General features: G+C 72.1%; 15 protein-coding genes. 6 read left to right on the top strand and 9 right to left on the bottom strand.

Annotated features, from left to right (window positions below):
* The first annotated feature begins 76 nt into the window (after window positions 1-76).
* Window positions 77-820 carry a response regulator gene (locus ACXNSR_RS15380; protein WP_458642581.1) on the top strand — a complete coding sequence of 248 codons (744 nt, stop codon included), beginning with the start codon at window positions 77-79 and terminating at the stop codon, window positions 818-820.
* Window positions 821-832: 12 nt separating this feature from the next.
* On the opposite strand, the gene ACXNSR_RS15375 is transcribed toward ACXNSR_RS15380, so the two are convergent.
* Together ACXNSR_RS15375 and ACXNSR_RS15370 are read right to left on the bottom strand one after the other, a co-directional pair.
* Window positions 833-2005 carry a winged helix-turn-helix domain-containing protein gene (locus tag ACXNSR_RS15375; protein ID WP_458642580.1) on the bottom strand — a complete coding sequence of 391 codons (1173 nt, stop codon included), beginning with the start codon at window positions 2003-2005 and terminating at the stop codon, window positions 833-835.
* A gap of 10 nt (window positions 2006-2015) precedes the next feature.
* A complete protein-coding gene (locus tag ACXNSR_RS15370; RefSeq protein WP_458642579.1) occupies window positions 2016-2597 on the bottom strand; it encodes a GNAT family N-acetyltransferase in 582 nt (193 codons plus the stop codon).
* A 240-nt stretch (window positions 2598-2837) separates the two neighbouring features.
* Here ACXNSR_RS15370 and secA point away from each other — a divergent pair, with 240 nt between their 5' ends.
* Window positions 2838-5636 (top strand): preprotein translocase subunit SecA, encoded by a 2799-nt coding sequence (secA, locus tag ACXNSR_RS15365; RefSeq protein ID WP_458642578.1) that lies wholly within the window; start codon window positions 2838-2840, stop codon window positions 5634-5636.
* A gap of 161 nt (window positions 5637-5797) precedes the next feature.
* Here secA and ACXNSR_RS15360 read toward each other — a convergent pair whose 3' ends face one another.
* Window positions 5798-6247: an Rv3235 family protein gene (locus ACXNSR_RS15360; protein WP_458642577.1), complete on the bottom strand. Its 450-nt coding sequence runs from the start codon at window positions 6245-6247 to the stop codon at window positions 5798-5800.
* Between the two features lie 302 nt (window positions 6248-6549).
* Here ACXNSR_RS15360 and ACXNSR_RS15355 point away from each other — a divergent pair, with 302 nt between their 5' ends.
* From ACXNSR_RS15355 to ACXNSR_RS15345, 3 genes are all read left to right on the top strand, one after another.
* On the top strand, window positions 6550-7050 hold the full coding sequence (locus ACXNSR_RS15355; protein WP_458642576.1) for a DUF6912 family protein: 501 nt from the start codon (window positions 6550-6552) through the stop codon (window positions 7048-7050).
* Window positions 7047-7739, top strand: coding sequence for an HAD family hydrolase (locus ACXNSR_RS15350; protein ID WP_458642575.1), 693 nt, complete (start codon window positions 7047-7049; stop codon window positions 7737-7739). Before ACXNSR_RS15355 ends, ACXNSR_RS15350 begins: the two co-directional genes overlap by 4 nt.
* Before the next feature lie 367 nt (window positions 7740-8106).
* Complete coding sequence (locus tag ACXNSR_RS15345; protein ID WP_458642574.1) at window positions 8107-13071, top strand: NAD-glutamate dehydrogenase; 4965 nt, start codon at window positions 8107-8109, stop codon at window positions 13069-13071.
* A gap of 79 nt (window positions 13072-13150) precedes the next feature.
* On the opposite strand, the gene ACXNSR_RS15340 is transcribed toward ACXNSR_RS15345, so the two are convergent.
* Window positions 13151-13939 carry an ABC transporter ATP-binding protein gene (locus tag ACXNSR_RS15340; protein WP_458642573.1) on the bottom strand — a complete coding sequence of 263 codons (789 nt, stop codon included), beginning with the start codon at window positions 13937-13939 and terminating at the stop codon, window positions 13151-13153.
* Window positions 13932-14843: an ABC transporter permease gene (locus ACXNSR_RS15335; protein ID WP_458642572.1), complete on the bottom strand. Its 912-nt coding sequence runs from the start codon at window positions 14841-14843 to the stop codon at window positions 13932-13934. The genes ACXNSR_RS15340 and ACXNSR_RS15335 overlap by 8 nt, the downstream gene beginning before the upstream one ends.
* A gap of 137 nt (window positions 14844-14980) precedes the next feature.
* Here ACXNSR_RS15335 and ACXNSR_RS15330 point away from each other — a divergent pair, with 137 nt between their 5' ends.
* Window positions 14981-15616 carry a TetR/AcrR family transcriptional regulator gene (locus ACXNSR_RS15330; RefSeq protein ID WP_458642571.1) on the top strand — a complete coding sequence of 212 codons (636 nt, stop codon included), beginning with the start codon at window positions 14981-14983 and terminating at the stop codon, window positions 15614-15616.
* A gap of 97 nt (window positions 15617-15713) precedes the next feature.
* On the opposite strand, the gene ACXNSR_RS15325 is transcribed toward ACXNSR_RS15330, so the two are convergent.
* The 4 genes from ACXNSR_RS15325 to ACXNSR_RS15310 form a co-directional block, all read right to left on the bottom strand.
* Window positions 15714-16661 (bottom strand): carbohydrate ABC transporter permease, encoded by a 948-nt coding sequence (locus tag ACXNSR_RS15325; RefSeq protein WP_458642570.1) that lies wholly within the window; start codon window positions 16659-16661, stop codon window positions 15714-15716.
* Window positions 16658-18007, bottom strand: coding sequence for a carbohydrate ABC transporter permease (locus ACXNSR_RS15320; RefSeq protein ID WP_458642569.1), 1350 nt, complete (start codon window positions 18005-18007; stop codon window positions 16658-16660). Before ACXNSR_RS15320 ends, ACXNSR_RS15325 begins: the two co-directional genes overlap by 4 nt.
* Before the next feature lie 4 nt (window positions 18008-18011).
* Window positions 18012-19370, bottom strand: coding sequence for an ABC transporter substrate-binding protein (locus tag ACXNSR_RS15315; protein ID WP_458642568.1), 1359 nt, complete (start codon window positions 19368-19370; stop codon window positions 18012-18014).
* A gap of 108 nt (window positions 19371-19478) precedes the next feature.
* Complete coding sequence (locus ACXNSR_RS15310) at window positions 19479-22394, bottom strand: FtsK/SpoIIIE domain-containing protein (RefSeq protein WP_458642567.1); 2916 nt, start codon at window positions 22392-22394, stop codon at window positions 19479-19481.
* Window positions 22395-22586: the final 192 nt, after the last annotated feature.

The raw sequence follows: 22586 nt of genomic DNA, 5'->3' as shown, positions 1-22586 counted from the left end.
ATCATGGCGTGCAGTCAACCGGCAGCGGTGTGTGTCCGGTTGGCCCAGCAGCTGAGCACATGCAGGGGGAGGAACGATGGCGGACAGCTTCGGGCCGGTGCGCGCGGACGGTGGCGTCGCGGGCTGCCACGGGAGCGACCCGGCGCAGGAGCCCGCCCGGGAGCCCATCAGGGTGCTCGTGGTCGACGACCACGCGCTCTTCCGGCGGGGACTGGAGATCGTCCTCGCGCAGGAGGAGGACATCCAGGTCGTCGGCGAGGCCGGGGACGGGGCGGAGGCCGTGGACAAGGCGGCCGACCTGCTTCCGGACATCGTGCTGATGGACGTGCGGATGCCCCGGCGCGGCGGGATCGAGGCGTGCACCTCGATCAAGGAGGTGGCCCCCTCCGCGAAGATCATCATGCTGACGATCAGCGACGAGGAGGCCGATCTCTACGACGCGATCAAGGCGGGCGCGACCGGTTACCTCCTGAAGGAGATCTCCACGGACGAGGTGGCCACGGCGATCCGCGCGGTCGCGGACGGCCAGTCGCAGATCAGCCCGTCGATGGCGTCGAAGCTCCTCACCGAGTTCAAGTCGATGATCCAGCGGACCGACGAGCGGCGGCTGGTGCCGGCGCCGCGGCTGACGGACCGGGAGCTGGAGGTCCTGAAACTGGTGGCCACCGGTATGAACAACCGTGATATCGCCAAGGAGTTGTTCATTTCCGAGAACACCGTGAAGAACCACGTCCGCAACATCCTGGAGAAGCTGCAACTGCACTCCAGGATGGAGGCCGTGGTCTACGCGATGCGGGAAAAGATCCTCGAAATCCGCTGAGGGCCGGGCGGTCTAGAGCGCGGCCAGTTCCGCGGTGACGGCCGCCGCTTCCGCGGGCGAACTCGCGCGCTCGACGCGTACGTCCTCGCAGCCGACCCATTCCGCCGCTTCCCGCAGGGCCCGTGCCATCGCGCCCGCGGCCTTCGGGGAGGTCAGCGAGAGCTGCCGGGCGACCAGCGTGCGGCCCTCGCGGGCCGGGTCGACACGGCCCTGGAGCCGGCCGCCCGCCAGCAGCGGCATCGCGAAGTACCCGTGTATCCGCTTCGGCTTGGGCACGTACGCCTCCAGGCGGTGCGTGAAACCGAAGATCCGCTCCGTGCGGGGGCGGTCCCAGACCAGGGAGTCGAAGGGCGAGAGCAGCGTCGTGCGGTGGCGGCCCCCGGGGGCCTGCGCGAGAGCCGCCGGGTCCGCCCAGGCCGGCTTGTCCCAGCCCGCCACCTCGACCGGCACCAGCCCCGAGTCCGCGACGACCGCGTCGAACTGCTCGCCCTTGAGGCGGTGGTAGTCCGCGATGTCGGCACGGGTGCCGACGCCCAGGGACCGGCCCGCCAGGGCGACCAGCCGGCGTACGCACTCGCGGTCGTCCAGGTCGTCGTGGAGCAGCGCGTCGGGAACGGCCCGCTCGGGGAGGTCGTAGACCCGCTTCCAGCCGCGGCGCTCGCTGCACACCACCTCTCCGGTGTCCAGCAGCCACTCCACCGCGATCTTGGTCTCGGACCACTCGAACCACTCGCCGCCGTTCTTGGCGCCGCCCAGCTCGGTGGCGGTCAGCGGGCCGTCGGCGCGGAGCCGGTCCAGGACCGCCCGCGTCGAGTGCTGCTTGTCCTGGAGGATGTGCCAGCGGTGGCCGCGGGTCCGGTTGGCCCGGCGGCGGAACGCGAAATGCGGCCATTCCTCGATGGGCAGGATGCACGCGGCGTGCGACCAGTACTCGAAGGCGTGCCGGTCCGACCAGTAGGCCTTCTCCACGGTGTCCCGGCCCACCGCGCCCAGGCGCGCGTACGGGATCAGCTCGTGCGAGCGGGCCAGGACCGAGATGGTGTCCAGCTGTACGGCCCCCAGGTGGCGCAGGACCCCGCGGACCCCGCCGCGCCGGTCGGGGGCGCCGATGAAGCCCTGCGCGCGCAGGGCGATGCGCCGCGCCTCGTCGGCGGACAGGGACACGTGCGGCGGCGGGTTGCTCATGCGCCGAAGCCTAGGCGGCACCACTGACAGCGGGCAGGTACGGAAGCCGCGAGGTGAGGCCGAGGTCGGAGGGGAGGAGGGCGCCGACCCAGCAGTCGCGGTAGGTGCCGCGCTGGATGATGCCGGCCCGCAGGAGGCCCTCGACCCGGAAGCCGGCCTTCTCGGCCACGGCGCGGGAGCCCGCGTTGCCCACCTCGGCGCGCCATTCCAGCCGCCCGACGCCCAGTTCGGTGAAGGCCCAGCGGGCAGCGGCCAGGACCGCCTCGGTCACGTAGCCCCGGCCGCGGTGCTCCTTGACCGCCCAGTAGCCGATCTCCGTGCTCTCCGCGGTGTGGACGTGCACGCCGACCGACGCGACCAGGGGGCCCTCGGCCCCGAGGCGCACGGCGAAGGCGAAGGCCCTGCCGTCGCGCCAGTCGTTCGGCGCGGTCTCGTTCACGAAGGTGTGCGCGTGCTCGCGCTCGTAGGGGGAGGGCGCCAGCGTCCAGCGCTGGACGTCCGGATCCTGGGCCGCCGCATACAGTTCGTCCTCGTCCGACGGGACGAAAGGCCGCAATACCAATCGGTCCGTGCTGAGTGTTCTGGGTTCCATGAACGAATTCTGCTGCCGCGCGGGTATCCGCGGCGAACATTTTTAGGTGATCCCTCCGGGCGATGCGGCACCTTCGGTGTCCCCCGTACGTTCTCAATACGGGCACCCGTGCCCTCACGGGAACGGCGGACCTCCCGACGCGGCCACGTCCTCGCTTACGATGGCCGTTGCGGTGGGGCCCACCTGCCGTGCCCAGGTACGCACAGTGCCCAGGCCCGACCGGCAAGGAGACAAACCTCGGTGTCCGTCTTCAACAAGCTCATGCGTGCAGGCGAGGGCAAGATCCTGCGCAAACTGCACCGCATCGCGGCCCAGGTCAACTCCATCGAAGAGGACTTCGTCAACCTCTCCGACGCCGAGTTGCGGGCGCTCACGGACGAGTACAAGCAGCGCTTCCAGGACGGCGAGAGCCTGGACGACCTGCTGCCCGAGGCCTTCGCGACCGTACGCGAGGCGGCCAAGCGCGTCCTCGGCCAGCGGCACTACGACGTCCAGATCATGGGTGGCGCGGCGCTGCACCTCGGCTACGTGGCCGAGATGAAGACCGGTGAGGGCAAGACCCTCGTCGGCACGCTGCCCGCGTACCTGAACGCGCTGTCCGGCAAGGGCGTCCACCTGATCACGGTGAACGACTACCTCGCCGAGCGCGACTCCGAGCTGATGGGCCGGGTGCACAAGTTCCTCGGCCTCGAGGTCGGCTGCATCCTGGCGAACATGTCGCCGGCGCAGCGCCGCGAACAGTACAGCTGCGACATCACCTACGGCACGAACAACGAGTTCGGCTTCGACTACCTGCGCGACAACATGGCGTGGTCCCAGGACGAGCTCGTCCAGCGCGGCCACAACTTCGCCGTGGTCGACGAGGTCGACTCGATCCTCGTCGACGAGGCCCGTACCCCGCTGATCATCTCCGGCCCCGCCGACCAGGCCACGAAGTGGTACGGCGACTTCGCGAAGCTGGTGACCCGCCTGACCAAGGGCGAGGCCGGCCAGCCGCTGAAGGGCATCGAGGAGACCGGCGACTACGAGGTCGACGAGAAGAAGCGCACCGTCGCCATCCACGAGTCCGGTGTCGCCAAGGTCGAGGACTGGCTCGGCATCGAGAACCTCTACGAGTCGGTGAACACCCCGCTCGTCGGTTACCTCAACAACGCGATCAAGGCCAAGGAACTCTTCAAGAACGACAAGGACTACGTCGTCATCGACGGCGAAGTCATGATCGTCGACGAGCACACCGGCCGTATCCTCGCCGGTCGCCGCTACAACGAGGGCATGCACCAGGCGATCGAGGCGAAGGAAGGGGTGGACATCAAGGACGAGAACCAGACCCTCGCCACGATCACCCTGCAGAACTTCTTCCGCCTCTACTCGAAGCTGTCGGGCATGACCGGTACGGCCATGACCGAGGCCGCCGAGTTCCACCAGATCTACAAGCTCGGTGTCGTCCCGATCCCGACCAACCGGGGCATGGTCCGCAAGGACCAGCCGGACCTGATCTACCGGACCGAGGTCGCGAAGTTCGCCGCCGTCGTCGACGACATCGCGGAGAAGCACGAGAAGGGCCAGCCGATCCTCGTCGGTACGACGTCGGTCGAGAAGTCCGAGTACCTCTCCCAGCAGCTCTCCAAGCGCGGCATCCCGCACGAGGTGCTCAACGCCAAGCAGCACGACCGTGAGGCGACGATCGTCGCCCAGGCCGGCCGCCGGGGCGCGGTCACGGTCGCCACGAACATGGCCGGCCGCGGTACCGACATCAAGCTCGGCGGCAACCCGGACGACCTCGCCGAGGCCGAGCTGCGCCAGCGGGGCCTGGACCCGGAGGAGCACATCGAGGAGTGGGCGCACGCCCTTCCCGCGGCGCTCACCCGGGCCGAGGCCGCGGTGAAGGCGGAGTTCGAGGAGGTCAAGGAGCTCGGCGGGCTGTACGTGCTGGGCACCGAGCGGCACGAGTCGCGCCGTATCGACAACCAGCTGCGCGGCCGCTCCGGCCGACAGGGCGACCCGGGCGAGTCCCGTTTCTACCTGTCGCTGGGCGACGACCTGATGCGCCTGTTCAAGGCGCAGATGGTCGAGCGCGTCATGGCGATGGCGAACGTCCCCGACGACGTGCCGATCGAGAACAAGATGGTGACGCGCGCGATCGCGTCGGCCCAGTCGCAGGTCGAGACCCAGAACTTCGAGACGCGCAAGAACGTCCTGAAGTACGACGAGGTCCTCAACAACCAGCGCGAGGTCATCTACGGCGAGCGCCGCCGCGTCCTGGAGGGCGAGGACCTCCAGGAGCAGGTGCGCCACATGATGGACGACACCATCGACGCGTACATCGCGGCCGAGACGGTCGAGGGCTTCGCCGAGGAGTGGGACCTGGAGCGCCTGTGGGGCGCCTTCCGCCAGCTCTACCCGGTGAAGGTCACCATCGAGGAGCTGGAGGAGGCCGCGGGCGACCGCGCGGGCATCACCGCCGAGTTCATCGCGGAGTCCGTCAAGGACGACATCCACGAGCAGTACGAGACCCGCGAGAAGACGCTCGGCTCCGAGATCATGCGTGAGCTGGAGCGGCGCGTGGTCCTGTCGGTGCTCGACCGCAAGTGGCGTGAGCACCTGTACGAGATGGACTACCTGCAGGAGGGCATCGGCCTGCGGGCCATGGCCCAGAAGGACCCGCTGGTCGAGTACCAGCGCGAGGGCTTCGACATGTTCAACGCCATGCAGGAAGGCATCAAGGAGGAGTCCGTCGGCTACCTGTTCAACCTGGAGGTCCAGGTCGAGCAGCAGGTCGAGGAGGTTCCGGTGCAGGACACGGCGCCGTCGCTGACGAAGGAGCCGGCGGGTGCGCGTCCGGAGATCCGGGCGAAGGGGCTGGACGCTCCGCAGCGGCCGGACCGGCTGCACTTCTCCGCCCCGACGGTGGACGGGGAGGGCGGTGTCATCGAGGGCGACTTCGAGAGCGACTCCCTCGGCGCCGAGGGTGACGGGATGACGCGGGCGGAGCGGCGCAAGGCGGCGAAGGCCGCCGGTGGGCGCCGCCGGAAGAAGTAACCCTTCGCAGGGTTTCGCGTGAGCTGTCGGCCGGGGCCGGACACCGTGGGGTGTCCGGCCCCGGCCGCGTTGTGCGGTGCCGTGCGGCGCCGTTGCCGGGGGCGCTGCCCCCGGACCCCCGCGCCTCAATCGCCGGCGGGGCTGGACTCGGCGACGGCAGGTCATGGGCGGGGGCCCTGGATTTCTACCGCGGCGCAGCGCCAGCGGAGGTCGGGGCCCTGTTCGAGGCGGAAGGCCATGGCGCTGAGGCGGTCGCCCGTGGCGATGCGGGCGAAGGCCTCGATGACCCCCGGGCCCGGCGTGAAGCGGCCGCACTGGCGGACGACCGGGCGGAGGCGGTCGCGGAGGGGGTCCGCGGGGGCCAGGGCGATCAGCTGCTGGTAGGCGGGGCCGATGGTGTGGCCGAGGAGCGAGTGGACCGGGCGCAGGCCGCTGACCACCGCGAGGAGGTGTTCGGCGAACCAGTGGTGCGGGCCGAGCCGCAGGGCGCGCGGGGGGCCGGCCGGGCGCCGCGGGTCCCGGCGGCCCGCGGGCCGGGTCCGGGTGCGGCCTGCGGGCCGCCGGCGGCTGCCGTCGTTGCCGGTCATGGTGCCGCGCGTCGTGGTGTCCATCGCCAGTTGCCCCCGAACGGTCCGGGCCCGGAGCGATACCGGGCGGTAACTTGATGGGGATCTTCTACGGCCGCCGAACACGCTCCGCAACCACGCCCGCGGCCCGCCCGGCCACCGGTCCGCTTCACCTATCCGGGTGCGCGGCGGCCGGTCATCCGCCCGGCCCGGCGCCCGCGCGCGTACCCGGGTGGACGGGCCGGGCCCCCGGTCCGGCGCCCCGAAGGGGGACGGGGTCCATCACCCGCCCGGCCGCGCCCGAGTCGTATCCTGAGGGCGTTTCCGACTACCGAAAGCGGCCGGCCATGCGCGTGTACGTCCCCCTGACCCTCCCCGGCCTCGCCGAGGTGCACCGGGCGGGTGAGCTGGGCCCCGCCCCGCTGCCGGCTTACGCCGTGACCCCCGGTCTGCGCGAGTGGTACGCGTCGGACGACATCGAGGAGCTGGAGTACGCGGCCCTGAACCGGGCCGCGCTCGCCTCCCTGCGGCTGCTCGCCGCGGACGCGGACGCCCCGCGCCGGCGCGTCGTGGTCGCCCTCGACGTCGACGACAAGGCCGCCACCGCCACCCCCGGCACCGACGAGGCCGCGCTCGGCCGGGTGGCCCTGGCCGCCGCCGTACGGCTCTCCGTGGCCGCCGCCGTGCACGTGGACGCCGATGACGCCGAAGAGGACGTGACCGCCGCCGTACGGGCCCTGGAGGCCGCCGACGGCGGGGACGCGGACGCGCAGCTGACCGTCGAGGGGGCCGAGGACCACGACCTGCTGTGGTTCGGCCTGCAGGAGATCCCGGGGCTGCTGAAGTGAGCGACACGACCGCCGCGACCGTCGCCACCCGCCCGGACCACATCGTCTGGGACTGGAACGGGACGCTCCTCCACGACATCGACGCCGTCATAGCCGCGACCAACGCCTCCTTCGCCGAGCTCGGCTTCGCGCCGATCACCCTGGAGACCTACCGCGACCTGTACGTCGTCCCGGTGCCGAAGTTCTACGAGCGCCTCATGGGACGGATGCCCACCGAGGCGGAGTGGCTCGTCATGGACGACACCTTCCACCGCCACTACTGGGCCGCCGCCGAGGACGCAGGGCTGGCCGAGGGGGCCCGGGAGCTGCTCCGGGACTGGCAGCTGGACGGGCTCACCCAGTCCCTGCTGTCCCTCGCGCCCCACGACAAGCTCGTCCCGCTGGTCCGGGCCCATGGCATCGACCGGCACTTCCTGCGCGTCGACGGCCGGATCGGCCCCTCCCACACCTCCAAGGCGGGACACCTCGTACGCCACCTGGCCGCCCTGGACGGGACGGGCGTGACGGCGGACCGTACGGTCCTCATCGGAGACGCCGTGGACGACGCCCTCGCCGCCGCCCACGTGGGTGCCCGGGCGGTTCTCTACACGGGCGGTTCGCACAGCCGCAGCAGTCTGGAATCAGCCGGAGTGCCGGTCGTGGACAGCCTGGCCGAGGCCGTACGCACAGCTCGCGAGCTGGCCGGATAACGACTGGACGGGCCGCTGCACGGACGGCTCGTCACGTCGCTGGCCAGAGTGTCAAAGTTCTACCCCAAGATTTGTACAGATGCAGCGAATGACGTCCTGGGGGTAGGTCGGGATAGCCTTGTACCCGTGATCAGCGCGATATTCATCGGGGGCACTGTTGCCTCCGGCCTGCGCCCGGCGCACGACCGTGCCCGGGCCTTCGCTGATCCCCGCCCCCGGGACCGTCGGCCGATCATGGCTCATTCCCTCCCGGTCGGCTCTCTCGACGGCATAGCGTCGATCCCGGACGGACACCCCGCCTCGCGGCGCTATGTCATTCCTTCCTTCACCTACGTCACGCAATGGCGCGCGACAGGAGCCAGAGGACATGCAGACCAAGCTGGACGAAGCAAAGGCCGAGCTGCTCGCACGGGCGGCCCGGGTAGCTGAGCACAGCCCGGCCGGGGGGCTACTTCCGACTGGGTCCGAGCGGGGAGAGCGTCCGGACCAGGACACCGTTCTCTCCTACCTCCAGCGCTACTACCTGCACACGGCGCCCGAGGACCTCGCGGACCGCGACCCGGTCGATGTGTTCGGAGCCGCGCTCTCGCACTACCGGCTCGCCGAGAACCGGCCGCAGGGCACCGCGAACGTGCGCGTGCACACGCCCACGGTGGAGGAGAACGGCTGGACCTCCAGCCACTCCGTCGTCGAGGTCGTCACCGACGACATGCCCTTCCTCGTGGACTCCGTGACGAACGAGCTGTCCCGCCAGGGCCGCGGCATCCACGTCGTGATCCACCCGCAGGTCGTCGTCCGCCGTGACGTCACCGGCAAGCTGATCGAGATCCTCGGTCCCGACTGCGACGCCCACGGCCCCGCCACCGCGCGTCCCCACGACTCCCTCGTCGAGTCCTGGATCCACGTCGAGATCGACCGCGAGACCGACCGCGCCGACCTCAAGCAGATCAACGCCGACCTGCTGCGCGTCCTGTCCGACGTACGGGAGTCCGTCGAGGACTGGGAGAAGATGCGCGAGGCCGCGCTGCGCATCGCCGAGGGCCTGCCCGAGGAGCCCACCGCCCCGGACCTGCGCGAGTACGAGCTCGAAGAGGCCCGCGAGCTGCTGCGCTGGCTCGCCGACGACCACTTCACCTTCCTCGGCTACCGCGAGTACAACCTCGTCGACGGCGACTCCCTGTCCGCCGTGCCCGGCACCGGCCTCGGCATCCTGCGCTCCGACCCGCACCACAGCGGCAAGGAGGACGGCCACCCGGTCTCGCCGTCCTTCAACCGGCTGCCCGCCGACGCCCGCGCCAAGGCCCGCGAGCACCGCCTGCTGGTGCTGACCAAGGCCAACAGCCGCTCCACCGTGCACCGCCCCTCGTACCTCGACTACGTGGGCGTCAAGAAGTTCGACGCCGACGGCAACGTCGTCGGCGAGCGCCGCTTCCTCGGCCTGTTCTCCTCCGCCGCGTACACCGAGTCCGTGCGCCGCGTCCCGGTCATCCGCCGCAAGGTCGCCGAGGTCCTCGCCGGCGCCGGCTTCTCGCCGAGCAGCCACGACGGCCGCGACCTGACGCAGATCCTGGAGACGTACCCGCGCGACGAGCTGTTCCAGACCCCGGTCGACCAGCTCCAGGCCATCGTCACCTCCGTCCTGTACCTCCAGGAACGCCGCCGGCTGCGGCTGTACCTGCGCCAGGACGAGTACGGCCGCTACTACTCGGCGCTCGTCTACCTGCCCCGCGACCGGTTCACCACCGGTGTGCGGCTGCGCCTGATGGACATCCTGCGCGAGGAGCTCGGCGGCATCAGCGTCGACTTCACCGCGTGGAACACCGAGTCGATCCTCTCCCGCATCCACTTCGTCGTCCGCGTCCCGCAGGGCACCGAGCTGCCCGCGCTGACCGACTCCGACGTCGAGCGCATCGAGGGCCGCCTCGTCGAGGCCGCCCGCTCCTGGGCCGACGGCTTCCAGGAAGCGCTGATCGCCGAGTGCGGCGAGGAGCGCGCCGCCGAGCTGCTGCGCCGCTACGGCACCTCCTTCGCCGAGGGCTACAAGGCCGACCACTCGCCGCGCGCGGCCGTCGCCGACCTGATCCACCTGGAGCGGCTCGCCGCCAGCGACCGCCAGTTCGCGCTCTCGCTCTACGAGCCCGTCGGCGCGGGCCCCGGCGAGCGCCGGTTCAAGATCTTCCGTACCGGCGACCAGGTCTCGCTCTCCGCGGTCCTGCCGGTGCTGCAGCGCCTGGGCGTCGAGGTCACCGACGAGCGCCCGTACGAGCTGCGCCGCTCCGACCGGGTCAGCGCCTGGATCTACGACTTCGGTCTGCGGATGCCCGTCTCCGGCAACGGGGACAACTACCTCGGCGACGACGCCCGCGAGCGCTTCCAGGACGCCTTCGCCGCGGTCTGGCAGGGCGACGCGGAGAACGACAACTTCAACGCCCTGGTGCTGGGCGCCGGCCTCACCTGGCGGCAGGCCGTCGTCCTGCGCGCGTACGCCAAGTACCTGCGCCAGGCCGGCTCCACCTTCAGCCAGGACTACATGGAGGACACCCTCCGCAACAACGTCCACACCACCCGACTGCTGGTCTCGCTCTTCGAGGCCCGGATGGCGCCCGTGCGCCAGACCGCCGGCAGCGAGCTCGTGGACGCCATGCTGGAGGAGCTCGACGGGGCCCTGGACCAGGTCGCCTCGCTCGACGAGGACCGCATCCTGCGGGCCTTCCTCACCCTCATCAAGGCCACCCTGCGCACGAACTTCTTCCAGCTCAACGGCGTGGGCGAGCAGCACTCGTACGTGTCGATGAAGTTCGACCCGCAGGCCATCCCGGACCTGCCGGCCCCGCGCCCGGCCTTCGAGATCTGGGTGTACTCCCCGCGCGTCGAGGGCGTCCACCTGCGCTTCGGCAAGGTCGCCCGAGGCGGCCTGCGCTGGTCCGACCGCCGCGAGGACTTCCGTACGGAGATCCTCGGCCTGGTCAAGGCGCAGATGGTCAAGAACACCGTGATCGTGCCGGTCGGCGCCAAGGGCGGCTTCGTCGCGAAGAACCTCCCCGACCCGTCGGTGGACCGCGACGCCTGGCTCGCCGAGGGCATCGCCTCGTACAAGATCTTCATCTCGGCGCTGCTCGACATCACCGACAACATGGTCGCCGGTGAGGTCGTGCCCCCGAAGGGCGTGGTCCGCCACGACGAGGACGACACCTACCTCGTCGTCGCCGCCGACAAGGGCACCGCGACCTTCTCCGACATCGCCAACGGCGTGGCGGAGTCCTACGGCTTCTGGCTCGGTGACGCCTTCGCGTCGGGCGGCTCGGCCGGCTACGACCACAAGGGCATGGGCATCACCGCCCGCGGCGCGTGGGAGTCCGTCAAGCGGCACTTCCGCGAGCTGGGCCACGACACCCAGACCGAGGACTTCACCGTCGTCGGCGTCGGCGACATGTCCGGCGACGTGTTCGGCAACGGCATGCTGCTCTCCGAGCACATCCGCCTGGTCGCCGCCTTCGACCACCGGCACATCTTCATCGACCCGAACCCGGACGCGGCCACCTCCTACGCCGAGCGCCGGCGCCTGTTCGAGCTGCCGCGCTCCTCGTGGGCCGACTACGACACCTCGCTGATCTCGGCGGGCGGTGGCATCCACCCGCGTACGGCGAAGGCCGTCCCGATCACCGCGCAGGTCCGTGAGGCCCTCGGCATCGAGGCGGGCGTCACCAAGATGACCCCGGCCGACCTGATGAAGGCGATCCTGCAGTCCCCCGTGGACCTGCTGTGGAACGGCGGCATCGGTACGTACGTCAAGGCCACCGCCGAGACGCACGCGGACGTCGGCGACAAGGCCAACGACGCCATCCGCGTCAACGGCTCCGACGTGCGGGCCAAGGTCATCGGCGAGGGCGGCAACCTGGGTCTGACCCAGCTCGGCCGGATCGAGTTCGCCCGTACCGGCACGGGCGGCGAGGGCGGCAAGGTCAACACCGACGCCATCGACAACAGCGCGGGCGTGGACACCTCCGACCACGAGGTGAACATCAAGATCCTGCTCAACGCGGTCGTCACGGACGGCGACATGACGGTCAAGCAGCGCAACAAGCTGCTCGCCCAGATGACCGACGAGGTCGGCCGTCTGGTGCTGCGCAACAACTACGCGCAGAACGTCGCGCTCGCCAACGGCGCGGCCCAGGCCCCGAGCCTGCTCCACGCCCAGCAGCGCTACATGCGCCGGCTGGAGCGCGACGGGCTGCTGGACCGGGCGCTGGAGTTCCTGCCCACCGACCGGCAGATCCGCGAGCTGCTCGGCGGCGGCAAGGGCCTGACCCAGCCGGAGCTGGCGGTGCTGTTCGCCTACACCAAGATCACGGTGGCGGACGAGCTCATCACCACCGAGCTGCCGGACGACCCGTACCTGCGCCGTCTGCTCTTCGCGTACTTCCCGGCCGCCCTGGCCGAGCGGCTCACCGAGCAGATCGACGCGCACGCGCTGCGCCGGGAGATCATCACCACCCTCCTGGTCAACGACACCGTCAACACGGGTGGTTCGACCTTCCTGCACCGCCTGCGCGAGGAGAGCGGGGCCTCCACGGAGGAGATCGTGCGCGCGCAGCTCGCGGCCCGCGAGATCTTCGGCCTGGCCGACGTGTGGGACGCGGTGGAGGCGCTCGACAACAAGGTCGCCGCCGATGTCCAGACCCGGGTGCGGCTGCACTCGCGGCGCCTGGTCGAGCGCGGTACCCGCTGGCTGCTGAACAACCGGCCGCAGCCGCTCCAGATCACCGAGACCATCGCCTTCTTCCAGGAGCGCGTGGGCCAGGTCTGGGCCGAGCTGCCGAAGCTGGTGCGCGGCGCCGATCTGGAGTGGTACCAGTCGATCCTGGACGAGCTGACGGGCGAGGGCGTCCCGGAGGAACTGGCCGCCAAGGTGGCCGGGTTCTCCTCCGCCTTCCCGGCGCTGGACATCGTCGCGATCGCGGACCGCACGGGTGTGGACCCGCTGGAGGTCGCCGAGGTGTACTACGACCTCGCCGACCGCCTGGCCATCACCCAGCTGATGGACCGGATCATCGAGCTGCCGCGGTCCGACCGCTGGCAGTCGATGGCCCGCGCCTCCATCCGCGAGGACCTGTTCGCGGCGCACGCGGCACTGACCGCGGACGTGCTGTCGGTGGGCAACGGCACTTCGACTCCCGAGGAGCGCTTCCAGGCGTGGGAGGAGAAGAACACGGCCATCATCGGGCGGGCGCGGACGACTCTGGACGAGATCCAGGGGTCGGACGACTTCGACCTGGCGAACCTGTCGGTGGCGATGCGGACGATGCGGTCGCTGCTGCGCGTGCACAGCTGATCGCGGGCTGAACGCAACGGGCCGGGCCCGGGACCTCATGGTCCCGGGCCCGGCCCGTTCGCGTGCGGCGCCGTTGCGGTCAGCGGCCCGCTGTGAAGGCGTCGTAGGCGTCGCAGACTTCCTTCGAGGGGCCGTCCATGCGGAGGACTCCGGCCTCCAGCCAGATCGCGCGGTCGCAGGTCTCGCGGACCGTGTTGATGCTGTGGCTGACGAGGAAGACGGTGCCGGCGTGCTCGCGGAGTTCCTCGATGCGGGCCTGGCTGCGGCGCTGGAAGGCCGCGTCGCCGGTGGCCAGGGCCTCGTCGATCATCAGGACGTCGTGGTCCTTGGCGGCGGCGATGGAGAACCGCAGCCGGGCGCCCATGCCGGAGGAGTACGTCCGCATGGGCAGGGAGATGAAGTCGCCCTTCTCGTTGATGCCGGAGAAGTCGACGATGCCCTGGTAGCGCTCGCGGATCTGCTGCTTGGACATGCCCATCGCGAGGCCGCCGAGGACGACGTTGCGCTCGCCGGTCAGGTCGTTCATCAGCGCGGCGTTCACACCGAGCAGGGACGGCTGGCCGTGCGAGTAGATCCGGCCGCGGGCCACCGGCTGGAGGCCGGCGATGGCGGCCAGCAGGGTGGACTTGCCGGAGCCGTTGGAGCCGATGAGGCCGATGGCCTCGCCCTTGTACGCGGTGAAGGTGACGCCCTTGACGGCGTGCACCTCCTTGACGCCGGGGGGCGCCTTGCGGGAGAAGACCCGGCTGAGCGCCGCGGTGGCCCCGCCCTTGCGGGCGCCGGCGCCGTGGACCTTGTAGATCACGTGGACCCCGTCGGCGATGACGGTCGGTACCCGGGTGTCGGTCTGCGCCGCGGTGTCAGCCACGTCCGTACTCCTCTTCTGCCTTCCAGAACCAGATGAACCCGCCGACGCCGGCGAGCAGGGCCCAGCCGATGGCGAGCAGCCACGCGTGGGGCGGGAGCGAGTGCGCCTGGAAGCTGTCGATCAGCGCGAAGCGCATCAGGTCGATGTAGACCGCCGCGGGGTTGACCTTGAGCAGTGTCAGCACCCAGTGGTGCGGCAGGTGGTCCGAGGCGAGCATCTGGTCGATGGACCACATGACGCCCGAGGAGTACATCCAGGTGCGCAGGATGAAGGGCATCAGCTGGCTGACGTCCGGGCTCTTGCTGCCGATGCGCGCCATGACCATCGCGCAGCCGGCGGCGAAGACGGCCATCAGCAACAGGGCCGGGACGGCCAGGAACCAGGACCAGGCGGGCCGCTGGCCGAACGCCAGCAGCAGGATGACCAGGGCGCCCATGGTGACGAGCAGCTGCTGGAAGAGCTGGACGACGGTGGAGATGGGCAGGCTGGCGCGCGGGAAGTGCAGGGCGCGGACCAGGCCCCGGTTGCTGTGGACGGCACGGGTGCCGGTGTTGATGGAGGTGCCGATGAAGTCCCAGACGAAGATGCCGGTGATCAGGAAGGGGACGTAGTCCGGCACGCCGTGGCTGGCCTTCATCACGATGCCGAAGATGAAGTAGTAGACGGCCGCGTTGAGGAGCGGGGTCACCAGGTGCCAGAGCTGCCCGAGCTTGGCGGTGCTGTACGTGGCCTGCATACGGGCGGTCGCGTACGCGGTCACGAAGTGGCGGCGGTCCCAGAGTTCCGCGATGTAGCGGGGGAGCGTGGGGCGGGCGCCGCTGAGGGTGAGGCCGTGGGCGGCGGCGAGTCGCGCGAGTTCCGCGGAGGGCGCGGGCTCGGTCTTGGGTGCGGTCGCGGTGGTCACAGGGTTCGCTTTCGACGGGGTCAGTACGTCACTGCCGAGGTCGGGACGGGTCCGTATCGTCGCTACGGCGAGGTTAGGGCGTGCTGCGTCGGAACGCAACCGTATCGTCGTGACGGGGGCGCGGCTATGCTCTCTGCATGACCCCGGACCCCGCCGCCGCTTCCGCCCCCGCCCCCGCCCGCAGAGCCCCCGCCGGGGCCGCCGTCCTGCGCGCGGACGTGACCGAGGCGATCCGTGACGCGGTGGTGGAGGAACTGGCCGCGGTCGGCTTCTCGAAGATGTCCATCGAGGGCATCGCCCGGCGGGCGGGGGTCGGCAAGACCGCGGTCTACCGGCGCTGGAAGTCGAAGCTGCACCTGGTGCTGGACCTGGTCGGGGCGTTCGCGGTGGACGGCCTGCCGGTGCCCGCGACCGGCTCGCTGTACGGGGACGTACGGGCCCTGCTGGAGGTCATGTCACACGTGCTGCGGCACCCGGTGGCCTCCGCCGTCATCCCGGACCTGCTGGTCGAGGCGGCGCGGAACCCCGAGATCGCCGACGCGGTGCGCGGCGCCCTGCTCGACGGCCAGCGCCGCATGGCGGAGGGCATCGTCTCGGACGCGGTCGCCCGCGGCGAGCTCCCGGCGGGCATCGACCCGGCCCACGCCCTCGACCTGCTGATCGGCCCGCTCTACTGGCGCCAGGTGGTCGTCCGGGACGCGGTGACGGGCGGCCACCTCGACGTCCTGGCCCACCAGGTGGTGGCGGGCCTGAAAGTGAGCTCCTCGGCCTAGCCCGGCGGCCGGACGGGGGCGAGGGTGTCGACGCCGTCGAGGAAGATCGACCCGGGTCGGGGCGGCAGCGGGCATGCACAGCGTCACCTGATCGCCGTCACTTGATCGCCCCGGCCATCACCCCCGAGACGAACTGCCGCTGGAAGGCGAAGAAGACGACGAGCGGGATCGCCATCGACAGGAACGCGCCGGGCGCGAGTACGTCGATGTTGTTCCCGAACTGCCGTACCTGCTGCTGGAGGGCGACCGTGACCGGCGGGTGGGCCGAGTCCGCGAACACCAGCGCCACCAGCATGTCGTTCCACACCCACAGGAACTGGAAGATGCCGAGCGAGGCGATCGCGGGCGCGCCGAGCGGTAGCACCACCCGGGCGAACAGCCGCAGTTCGCCCGCCCCGTCGAGCCGGGCCGCCTCCAGCAGCTCGCGCGGGATCTCCGCGAAGAAGTTGCGCAGCAGGAACACGGCGAAGGGCAGTCCGAAGGCGGTGTGGAAGAGGACCACGCCCGCCGTGGTCTCGAACAGCCCGATGGAGCCGAAGAGTTCGGAGACGGGGATCAGCGCCACCTGGACCGGGACCACGAGCAGTCCGACGACGAGGAGGAACAGCCAGTCCCGGCCGGGGAACTCCAGCCAGGCGAAGGCGTACCCGGCGAACGCGCCCAGGCTAACGACCAGCAGGGTGGCCGGCACGGCGATGGCGAAGGTGTTCAGGAGTGAGCCGGTGATGGTGTCGTTCTCCAGCAGCCGCGCGTAGTTGTCCACCGTCAGCCGCGAGGGCGCCGTGAGCACCTGCCACCAGCCGCCGCTGTTGAGGTCGGTGGGGGAGAGGAACGAGGAGAGCAGCAGTCCGAGCGTCGGCAGCAGCCAGAAGAGCGCCGCCGCGACCAGGAAGACGCGCAGCGCGCCCGCGGCGAGTCCGGCGGAGGCGCGCGCGGCGTACGAGGGCCGGGCGGGCCCGGCGGCCGCCGGACCCGCAGCCGGCTCCGACGGCGGCTCCGCCGTCGGGCCCGCCTTCGGGCCCGGCGTCGTGTCGGAACGGCTCATCGGGACCTCTCCTTGCGCAGCCGACGGATGTTCACGAGCATCACCGGGATCACCAGCACCAGCAGCAGCACCGCGATCGCGCTGCCCAGCCCCGGATCGGCGTCCGTGCCGAAGGAGGTCCGGTACAGCTGGAGCGCGAGCACGTTCGCGTCGTCCTGGACCGCACCCGGGGCGATCACGAAGACCAGGTCGAAGATCTTCATGACGTTGATGACGAGGGTGACGAGCACGACCACGAGGACGGGCGCGAGCAGCGGGACGGTGATCCGCCGGAACACCTGCCACTCGCTCGCCCCGTCCACGCGCGCCGCCTCCAGCAGCTCACGCGGTACGGCGGCCAGCCCGGCCCCGATCAGCACCATCGCGAAACCGGCCCACATCCATACGTACGCTCCGATGACCGCCGGGGTCACGAGCGCCGGGCCGAGCCACTGCACCCCCGCGTACGCCTCCCGGAAATTGGCCGCGGGCAGCCGCAGCAGCGCCCCGTCGGCCTTCGCGGACAGGGTGAAGGTGCCGTCGGCGGCGGCCGTCGCCGTATCGACCACCCGGCCGTCCTTGACCGCCTCGATCCGCATCCCGGCGTAGCCCTGCTCGGTCGGGTCGACCACGTTCGTCGCGCCGCCCCCGCCCCGGGTGAAGTCCTGCCAGACGGTGCCGGTGACCTTCCCCGGCACGGCGTCGGACCTGCCCGCGGTACGGGTTCCGTCCGGCAGCGCCTCCGGGGCCACGCCGACCAGCGGGAGCAGCACCGGGGTACCGGCGCGTACCGGGTCGCGGGTGATGAAGGCACCCCCGCCCGCGTCCGCGAGCGGCGAGTCCCGGCCCGGGCGGGCCTTGGGGAAGGCCGAGGACTGCGCGAAGGTGTCGTGGACCCCGACCCAGACCGCGTTGGCGACCCCGCGGTCGGGATCGTGGTCGTAGACGAGGCGGAAGATGATGCCCGCGGCCAGCATCGAGATCGCCATCGGCATGAACACCAGCAGCTTGAACGCCGTTCCCCAGCGCACCCGTTCGGTGAGGACCGCGAAGATCAGGCCGAGGGCGGTGGCCGTGGCCGGGGCGAACACCACCCACAGCGCCGTGTTCTTCAGGGCGGTGCGGATGGTGTCGTCGCTCAGGATCTCCCGGTAGTTGGCTCCGCCGACGAAGGTGTCGCCGGAACGGTCGAAGAAGCTGCGGTAGAGGGAGTAGCCGATCGGGTGCACGACGAGCGCACCGAGCAGCACGAGCGCCGGGAGGAGGAACGCGCCCGCGATCAGCCGGCGGCGCCGGGCCTCCGCGGAGAGGACTCCCTTGGCTGCGGAGCCCTCGGCTGCGGCGCCTTTGGCGGCAGGGGCCGGCACGGGATCAGTTCCCGTAGGCCTTGGCCGCGTCCGCCTCCAGTTTCGCCTGGGTGCCCGCCACGTCCGACGGGTTCGCCAGGAAGTCCTGGAGCGCCTTCCACTCACCCGCGCCCGGGGTCCCGCCGAAGGCCGCCGGGGCCTGGTCCGACATGTCGAAGCGGAAGTCGTCGCCCGCCGCGATCAGCGACTTGGCGATGTCCCGCTGGATGGCGTTCGGATAGGCGGCCGGGTCCACCGCCTTGTTCGGGGAGAGGAAGCCGCCCTGCCGGGCGTGGATCTCCGCCGCGTCCGGCGAGGCCAGGAAGGTCAGCAGCGCCTGAGCCCCCTTCGACGGCTTCAGGGCGACCGCCACGTCGCCGCCGGAGACCACCGGAGCCTTCTCGCCGACCGCCGGGAAGGGGAAGACGAGGGCGTCCTCGCCCACCTTCGCCTCGGTCTGCGCGATGTTCACCGCCACGAAGTCGCCCTCGAAGACCATCGCGGCCGCCGGCCGGTCGCCGCCGGTGAAGGTCTGCGTCACCGACTTCGGGAACTCGGTGGACAGCGCCCCGCTCGGCCCGCCCGCCAGGAAGTCCTTGCGGCCGAACAGTTCCCCGAGGGTGGTCAGCGCCTGCTTGACGCTGTCGTCCGTCCACTTGATCCGGTGCTTGGCCAGCTGGTCGTACTTCTCCGGCCCGGCCTGGGAGAGGTAGATGTTCTCGAACCAGTCGGTGAGGGTCCAGCCGTCCGCGCCCGCCACCGAGACGGCCGGGGTGCCGGAGGCGGACAGCGTGTCGGCCGCGGTGATCAGTTCCTTCCACGTCTTCGGGGGTTTGATCCCCGCCGCCTCGAAGGCCTTCGCGTTGTACCAGATCAGCGACTTGTTGGCGGCCTTGTAGTACACGCCGTACTGGGTGTCTCCGACGGCGCCGAGCGCCCGCCAGCCCTTGGAGTAGTTCGCGTCCAGCTGGGCCGCGGCCTCCGGGCCGAGCGGCTGCGCCCACTTGTTCTCCACCGCTGCCTTCAGCGCACCGACCTGCGGGAGCAGCGCCACGTCCGGCGGCGCACCGCCCGCGATCTTCGTGCCGAGGAAGGTGACGATCGGGTCCTGGGCCGGGACGAAGGTGACGGTGGCCCCCGTCCGCTTCTCGAACTCCTTCAGGACCTTGGTGAAGTTCTCCTGTTCCGGGCCCGTCCAGACCGCGGCGACCTCCAGCTTCTCGCCGGGCAGCTTCGGTAACTGCACCCGGGGTGCGGCCGTGCTGCCCTCGGGGCCCCGCGGTTCGTCCGTCCCGCCGTCCCCGCACGCGCAGAGCGTGAGGGCGGCCGCCGCCGCGAGCGCCGTCCAGGTGAGTGTCGTACGGCTCGTTCCGTGCCTGCGCATGGTTCTGCCCCCGATGCCCGTGATGTGTCCTGGACCACAAGGTCTACGCCGAGCGGTGCGCCCCCGCAATAGCGCCTCGCGGGGGTGGGACACCCTCCGGGCCGGGCCTCAGGGCGCGGGCGGGAACAGCACGGGTATCGCCGAGACCAGGTGCGAGGCCCGGTCCAGGGCGCTGGCCAGCAGCGCGAGGTCGGTGGGTCCGTTGCCCAGCTCACGGACCGGACGGCGGGCCGGCGGATCACCCATTCGCTCCCACTCCACCGGGACCACGGTCGGCCGCTGGGTCGCCGTCCGGGGGATCCGGCCGGTGACCCGGCCCGCCTGGAACGGCACCGTCCGGCCGTCGTCGAAGCGCAGCAGGCCGCGCCCCGGGCCCGGCTGGTCGGGGGCGTCGAGCTCCACGCGCAGGGTGGCCAGCCGGCCCGGCCCGGCGTCCGCCGTACGGTCCGGGCGGGCGGTCGTGGCCACCAGGTGCACGCCGAGCCGGGCGCCCTCGCGGGCCACCGCCTCCAGCGCCCGGACCACCGAGCCCGCGGCGGGGCGGCCCGTACTGCCCAGCCCCGGCGCGACCAGCGCGTCGAGGTCGTCCACGAGCACCACCAGGCGGGGCAGCGGACTGGGTCCGGCCGGGTCGGTACGGGTGGCCGCGGCCCGCAGCCGCAGCGTGCCGGTGCGCTGCGGGTCGAGGTCGCCCCGCTGCTCGCCCGGTGCGGGCCGGCGCGGCGAGACCATGCGGTCGGACACCTCGCGCTGCGCGTGCCACTCGGCGAAGGACAGGTCCTCCAGCAGCTCGGAGCGGCGCTTGAGCTCCGCGCCCAGCGCCTGCGCGAACTCCCGCATGCGCAGCGGATCGGAGGCGACCAGGTGGGCGCAGACGTGCGGGAGCTCGGTACAGGGCTGCAGCCCGTCGCCGCGCTCGCCGCCGGCCCCGTCGAGGAGGAGCAGTCCGAGCCGGTCGGGCCGGGCGGCCGCGGACAGCGACGCGGCGACCGAGCGCAGCAGTTCGGTCCGCCCGCTCCCGGCGGGCCCCTCGATGAGCAGGTGCGGGCCGTCGTGGACGAGCTCGGTGCCGACGGGCCCGCGGCGGCCGCTGCCGAGCACGATCTCGGCGAGGCCGCCCATGCCCTGGCCCTGGTCGGTGGCGGCGGCCCAGCGGGCCATCAGGGAGGCCGGGGTGGCCCGGGCCAGCCCCAGCTCGTCCAGCAGCCGCGCGGTGGCCGGCAGGGTGGCCGCGGCCGGCCGGCGGGTCTCGGCGGAGCCGCCCTCGGCGGTGCGCAGCGGAGCCAGGGCCCGGGCGAAGCGCTCGGCCCAGGCGGCGGAGACGGCATCGGCGGTGGCGGTGCCCCCCGACGGGACCGGCCTGCCGCCGCTGATCGTGAAGGTGCGTACGGCCGTGGCCACATCGCCGCTGAGCAGGGCGACCGCGCCGCAGTCCCGGAAGGCGGGGGAGCTCGCGCAGGCGGCCTCGTACGTTTCCTCGACCGGCGAGGCGGGGGTGGCGGCCGGGGCCTCGGCGAGCACCAGCACGTGGATCCCGGCGGCCGCGCCGTGCGAGGCGAGCCGGCCGGTGACGTCGCGCAGCGGGCCGGCCCCGGGATCGCCGTCGAGGACGACGAGCGTGTTCGGGCCCTCGTGGAGGGCGGCGGCCCGCCGGATCTGCCCGGCGTCGGCGGCGGCCCAGTGCGCGCCGAGCGGACCCTCGTCGAGGCGCCGGGTCAGCTCACCCGTGCGGGCGGCGGCCTGGTCGCGGTCGTACGCGAGCAGGAGCCGGCAGTCCTGGCCGTGGGCGGGCCTGACGTGGGGCAGCCAGCCGAGCCAGCCCCAGTCGCGCCGCCGGTCGGCGAGGCCGCGCGCCCGGTCGGCGGAGATCAGCACGATCTCCAGCTGCCCCGGTGCGTGCAGCGCCGCCAGCTGCGCGATCACCCAGCGGGCGGCCCCGGCCAGCCGCGGCCGCGGACCGGCCAGCCCGAGGGCGCCGACGTCGGACAGGGACACCCGGCTCCCGGCGCCGAGCCCCACCTCCAGTACGGCGGGATGCCCGGGCGTACGCGACCACAGGCGCTCGGTGGGGCCCAGCGCGGCCAGCAGCACCGCGGCGGGATCGTCGGGGTGGGGTGCGGCGGCCGCCGGTTCCTGCGGGGCCTCGGCGGGCTCCTCGCCGCGCACCCACTTGCGGGCCCAGGCCCCGAGGCCCTTGCGCTGTTTGGGGGCCGGGCCGGGGCCGGGACTCGGCGGTGCGCCCTGCTGCCCGGCTTCGCGGGAAGCACCGGGGGCGGCCGCAGCGCCCGGGGCGTCGGGGACCTCGGGCGCGGCCGGTACACCGGGGACCTCGGGCGCGACCGGATCCGTGCCGGGCAGCGGGTCGGGGGCGACGGGCCGGGCGGAGACCGAGAGGTGGCCCTGGAGGTCCGGGGTCACCGGCAGCGCGGGCGCGCCCGCGGGGGCCAGCCGCAGGGTGGACTCGCCGACCCGCAGCAGCGCTCCCGGGGGCAGGGCGACGGGCTGCGCCCCCACCGGGGCACTGTCCAGCGTGGTGCCGTTCGTCGAGTTCAGGTCGGCCACCGCGACCCGCCCGTCGGGGATGACCGTGACGGCGCAGTGCAGCCGGGAGACGTCGGGGTCGTCGAGGGGGACGTCGGCGTCGGCCGAGCGGCCCACCCGGATCTGCCCGCTGTGCAGCAGGTGGACGCCGCCCGCGTCGGGTCCGGCGACGACGTGCAGCTGGGCCGCGCCGAGGCCGTCCTCCGGCAGGACGTCCGGCACGGGCCCGTGCAGCGCCAGCACCGCGCCGTCCACGAGCGGGGGCTCGCCGAGCACCCGCCGCTGGAGGTCGAGGCGCTCGGAGCCGGCGTACAGCACGACCGTGCCCCCGGTGTCGGGCCCGCCGACGGTCGCCGCGAGCCCGGAGGCGACCGCGGCCAGCGCGGTGCCGACGGGTGCGGTGACGAGTACGTCACAGCTCGCGGGGGCGGTCGCGGTCTGGTGGCCGCTGCGCGACCCAAGGACGGTCAGCCGGATCTGCATCGCCGTCAGCGGTCCCTTCTGCGCGGTGCGCGGTGTGTGCGCCCGGCAGGGGAATCCCGTGACATGACCGTCCGGCCGCCCCCACCCGGCACGGACGCGTCGTCCGGTCAGGTCTGCCCGGAAGGCGGGGCTCCCGTCCCGTGCCGTCCGTACATGTGCATCCTCGCACCTGTCACGGACAACACGCCCGGC

The sequence above is a fragment of the Streptomyces sp. NC-S4 genome, assembly GCF_054353315.1.
Note: the sequence above shows the minus strand (reverse complement) of the source record. Positions and strands in the feature narration are given on the sequence as shown.

Coding starts and splice junctions, on each gene's coding strand:
- ACXNSR_RS15375 (WP_458642580.1), bottom strand. CDS start 2,005: ATGAGCAACCCGCCGCCGCACGTGTCCCTGTCCGCCGACGAGGCGCGG.
- ACXNSR_RS15380 (WP_458642581.1), top strand. CDS start 77: ATGGCGGACAGCTTCGGGCCGGTGCGCGCGGACGGTGGCGTCGCGGGC.
- ACXNSR_RS15330 (WP_458642571.1), top strand. CDS start 14,981: ATGACCCCGGACCCCGCCGCCGCTTCCGCCCCCGCCCCCGCCCGCAGA.
- ACXNSR_RS15315 (WP_458642568.1), bottom strand. CDS start 19,370: ATGCGCAGGCACGGAACGAGCCGTACGACACTCACCTGGACGGCGCTC.
- ACXNSR_RS15325 (WP_458642570.1), bottom strand. CDS start 16,661: ATGAGCCGTTCCGACACGACGCCGGGCCCGAAGGCGGGCCCGACGGCG.
- ACXNSR_RS15360 (WP_458642577.1), bottom strand. CDS start 6,247: ATGGACACCACGACGCGCGGCACCATGACCGGCAACGACGGCAGCCGC.
- ACXNSR_RS15370 (WP_458642579.1), bottom strand. CDS start 2,597: ATGGAACCCAGAACACTCAGCACGGACCGATTGGTATTGCGGCCTTTC.
- ACXNSR_RS15345 (WP_458642574.1), top strand. CDS start 8,107: ATGCAGACCAAGCTGGACGAAGCAAAGGCCGAGCTGCTCGCACGGGCG.
- ACXNSR_RS15355 (WP_458642576.1), top strand. CDS start 6,550: ATGCGCGTGTACGTCCCCCTGACCCTCCCCGGCCTCGCCGAGGTGCAC.
- ACXNSR_RS15310 (WP_458642567.1), bottom strand. CDS start 22,394: ATGCAGATCCGGCTGACCGTCCTTGGGTCGCGCAGCGGCCACCAGACC.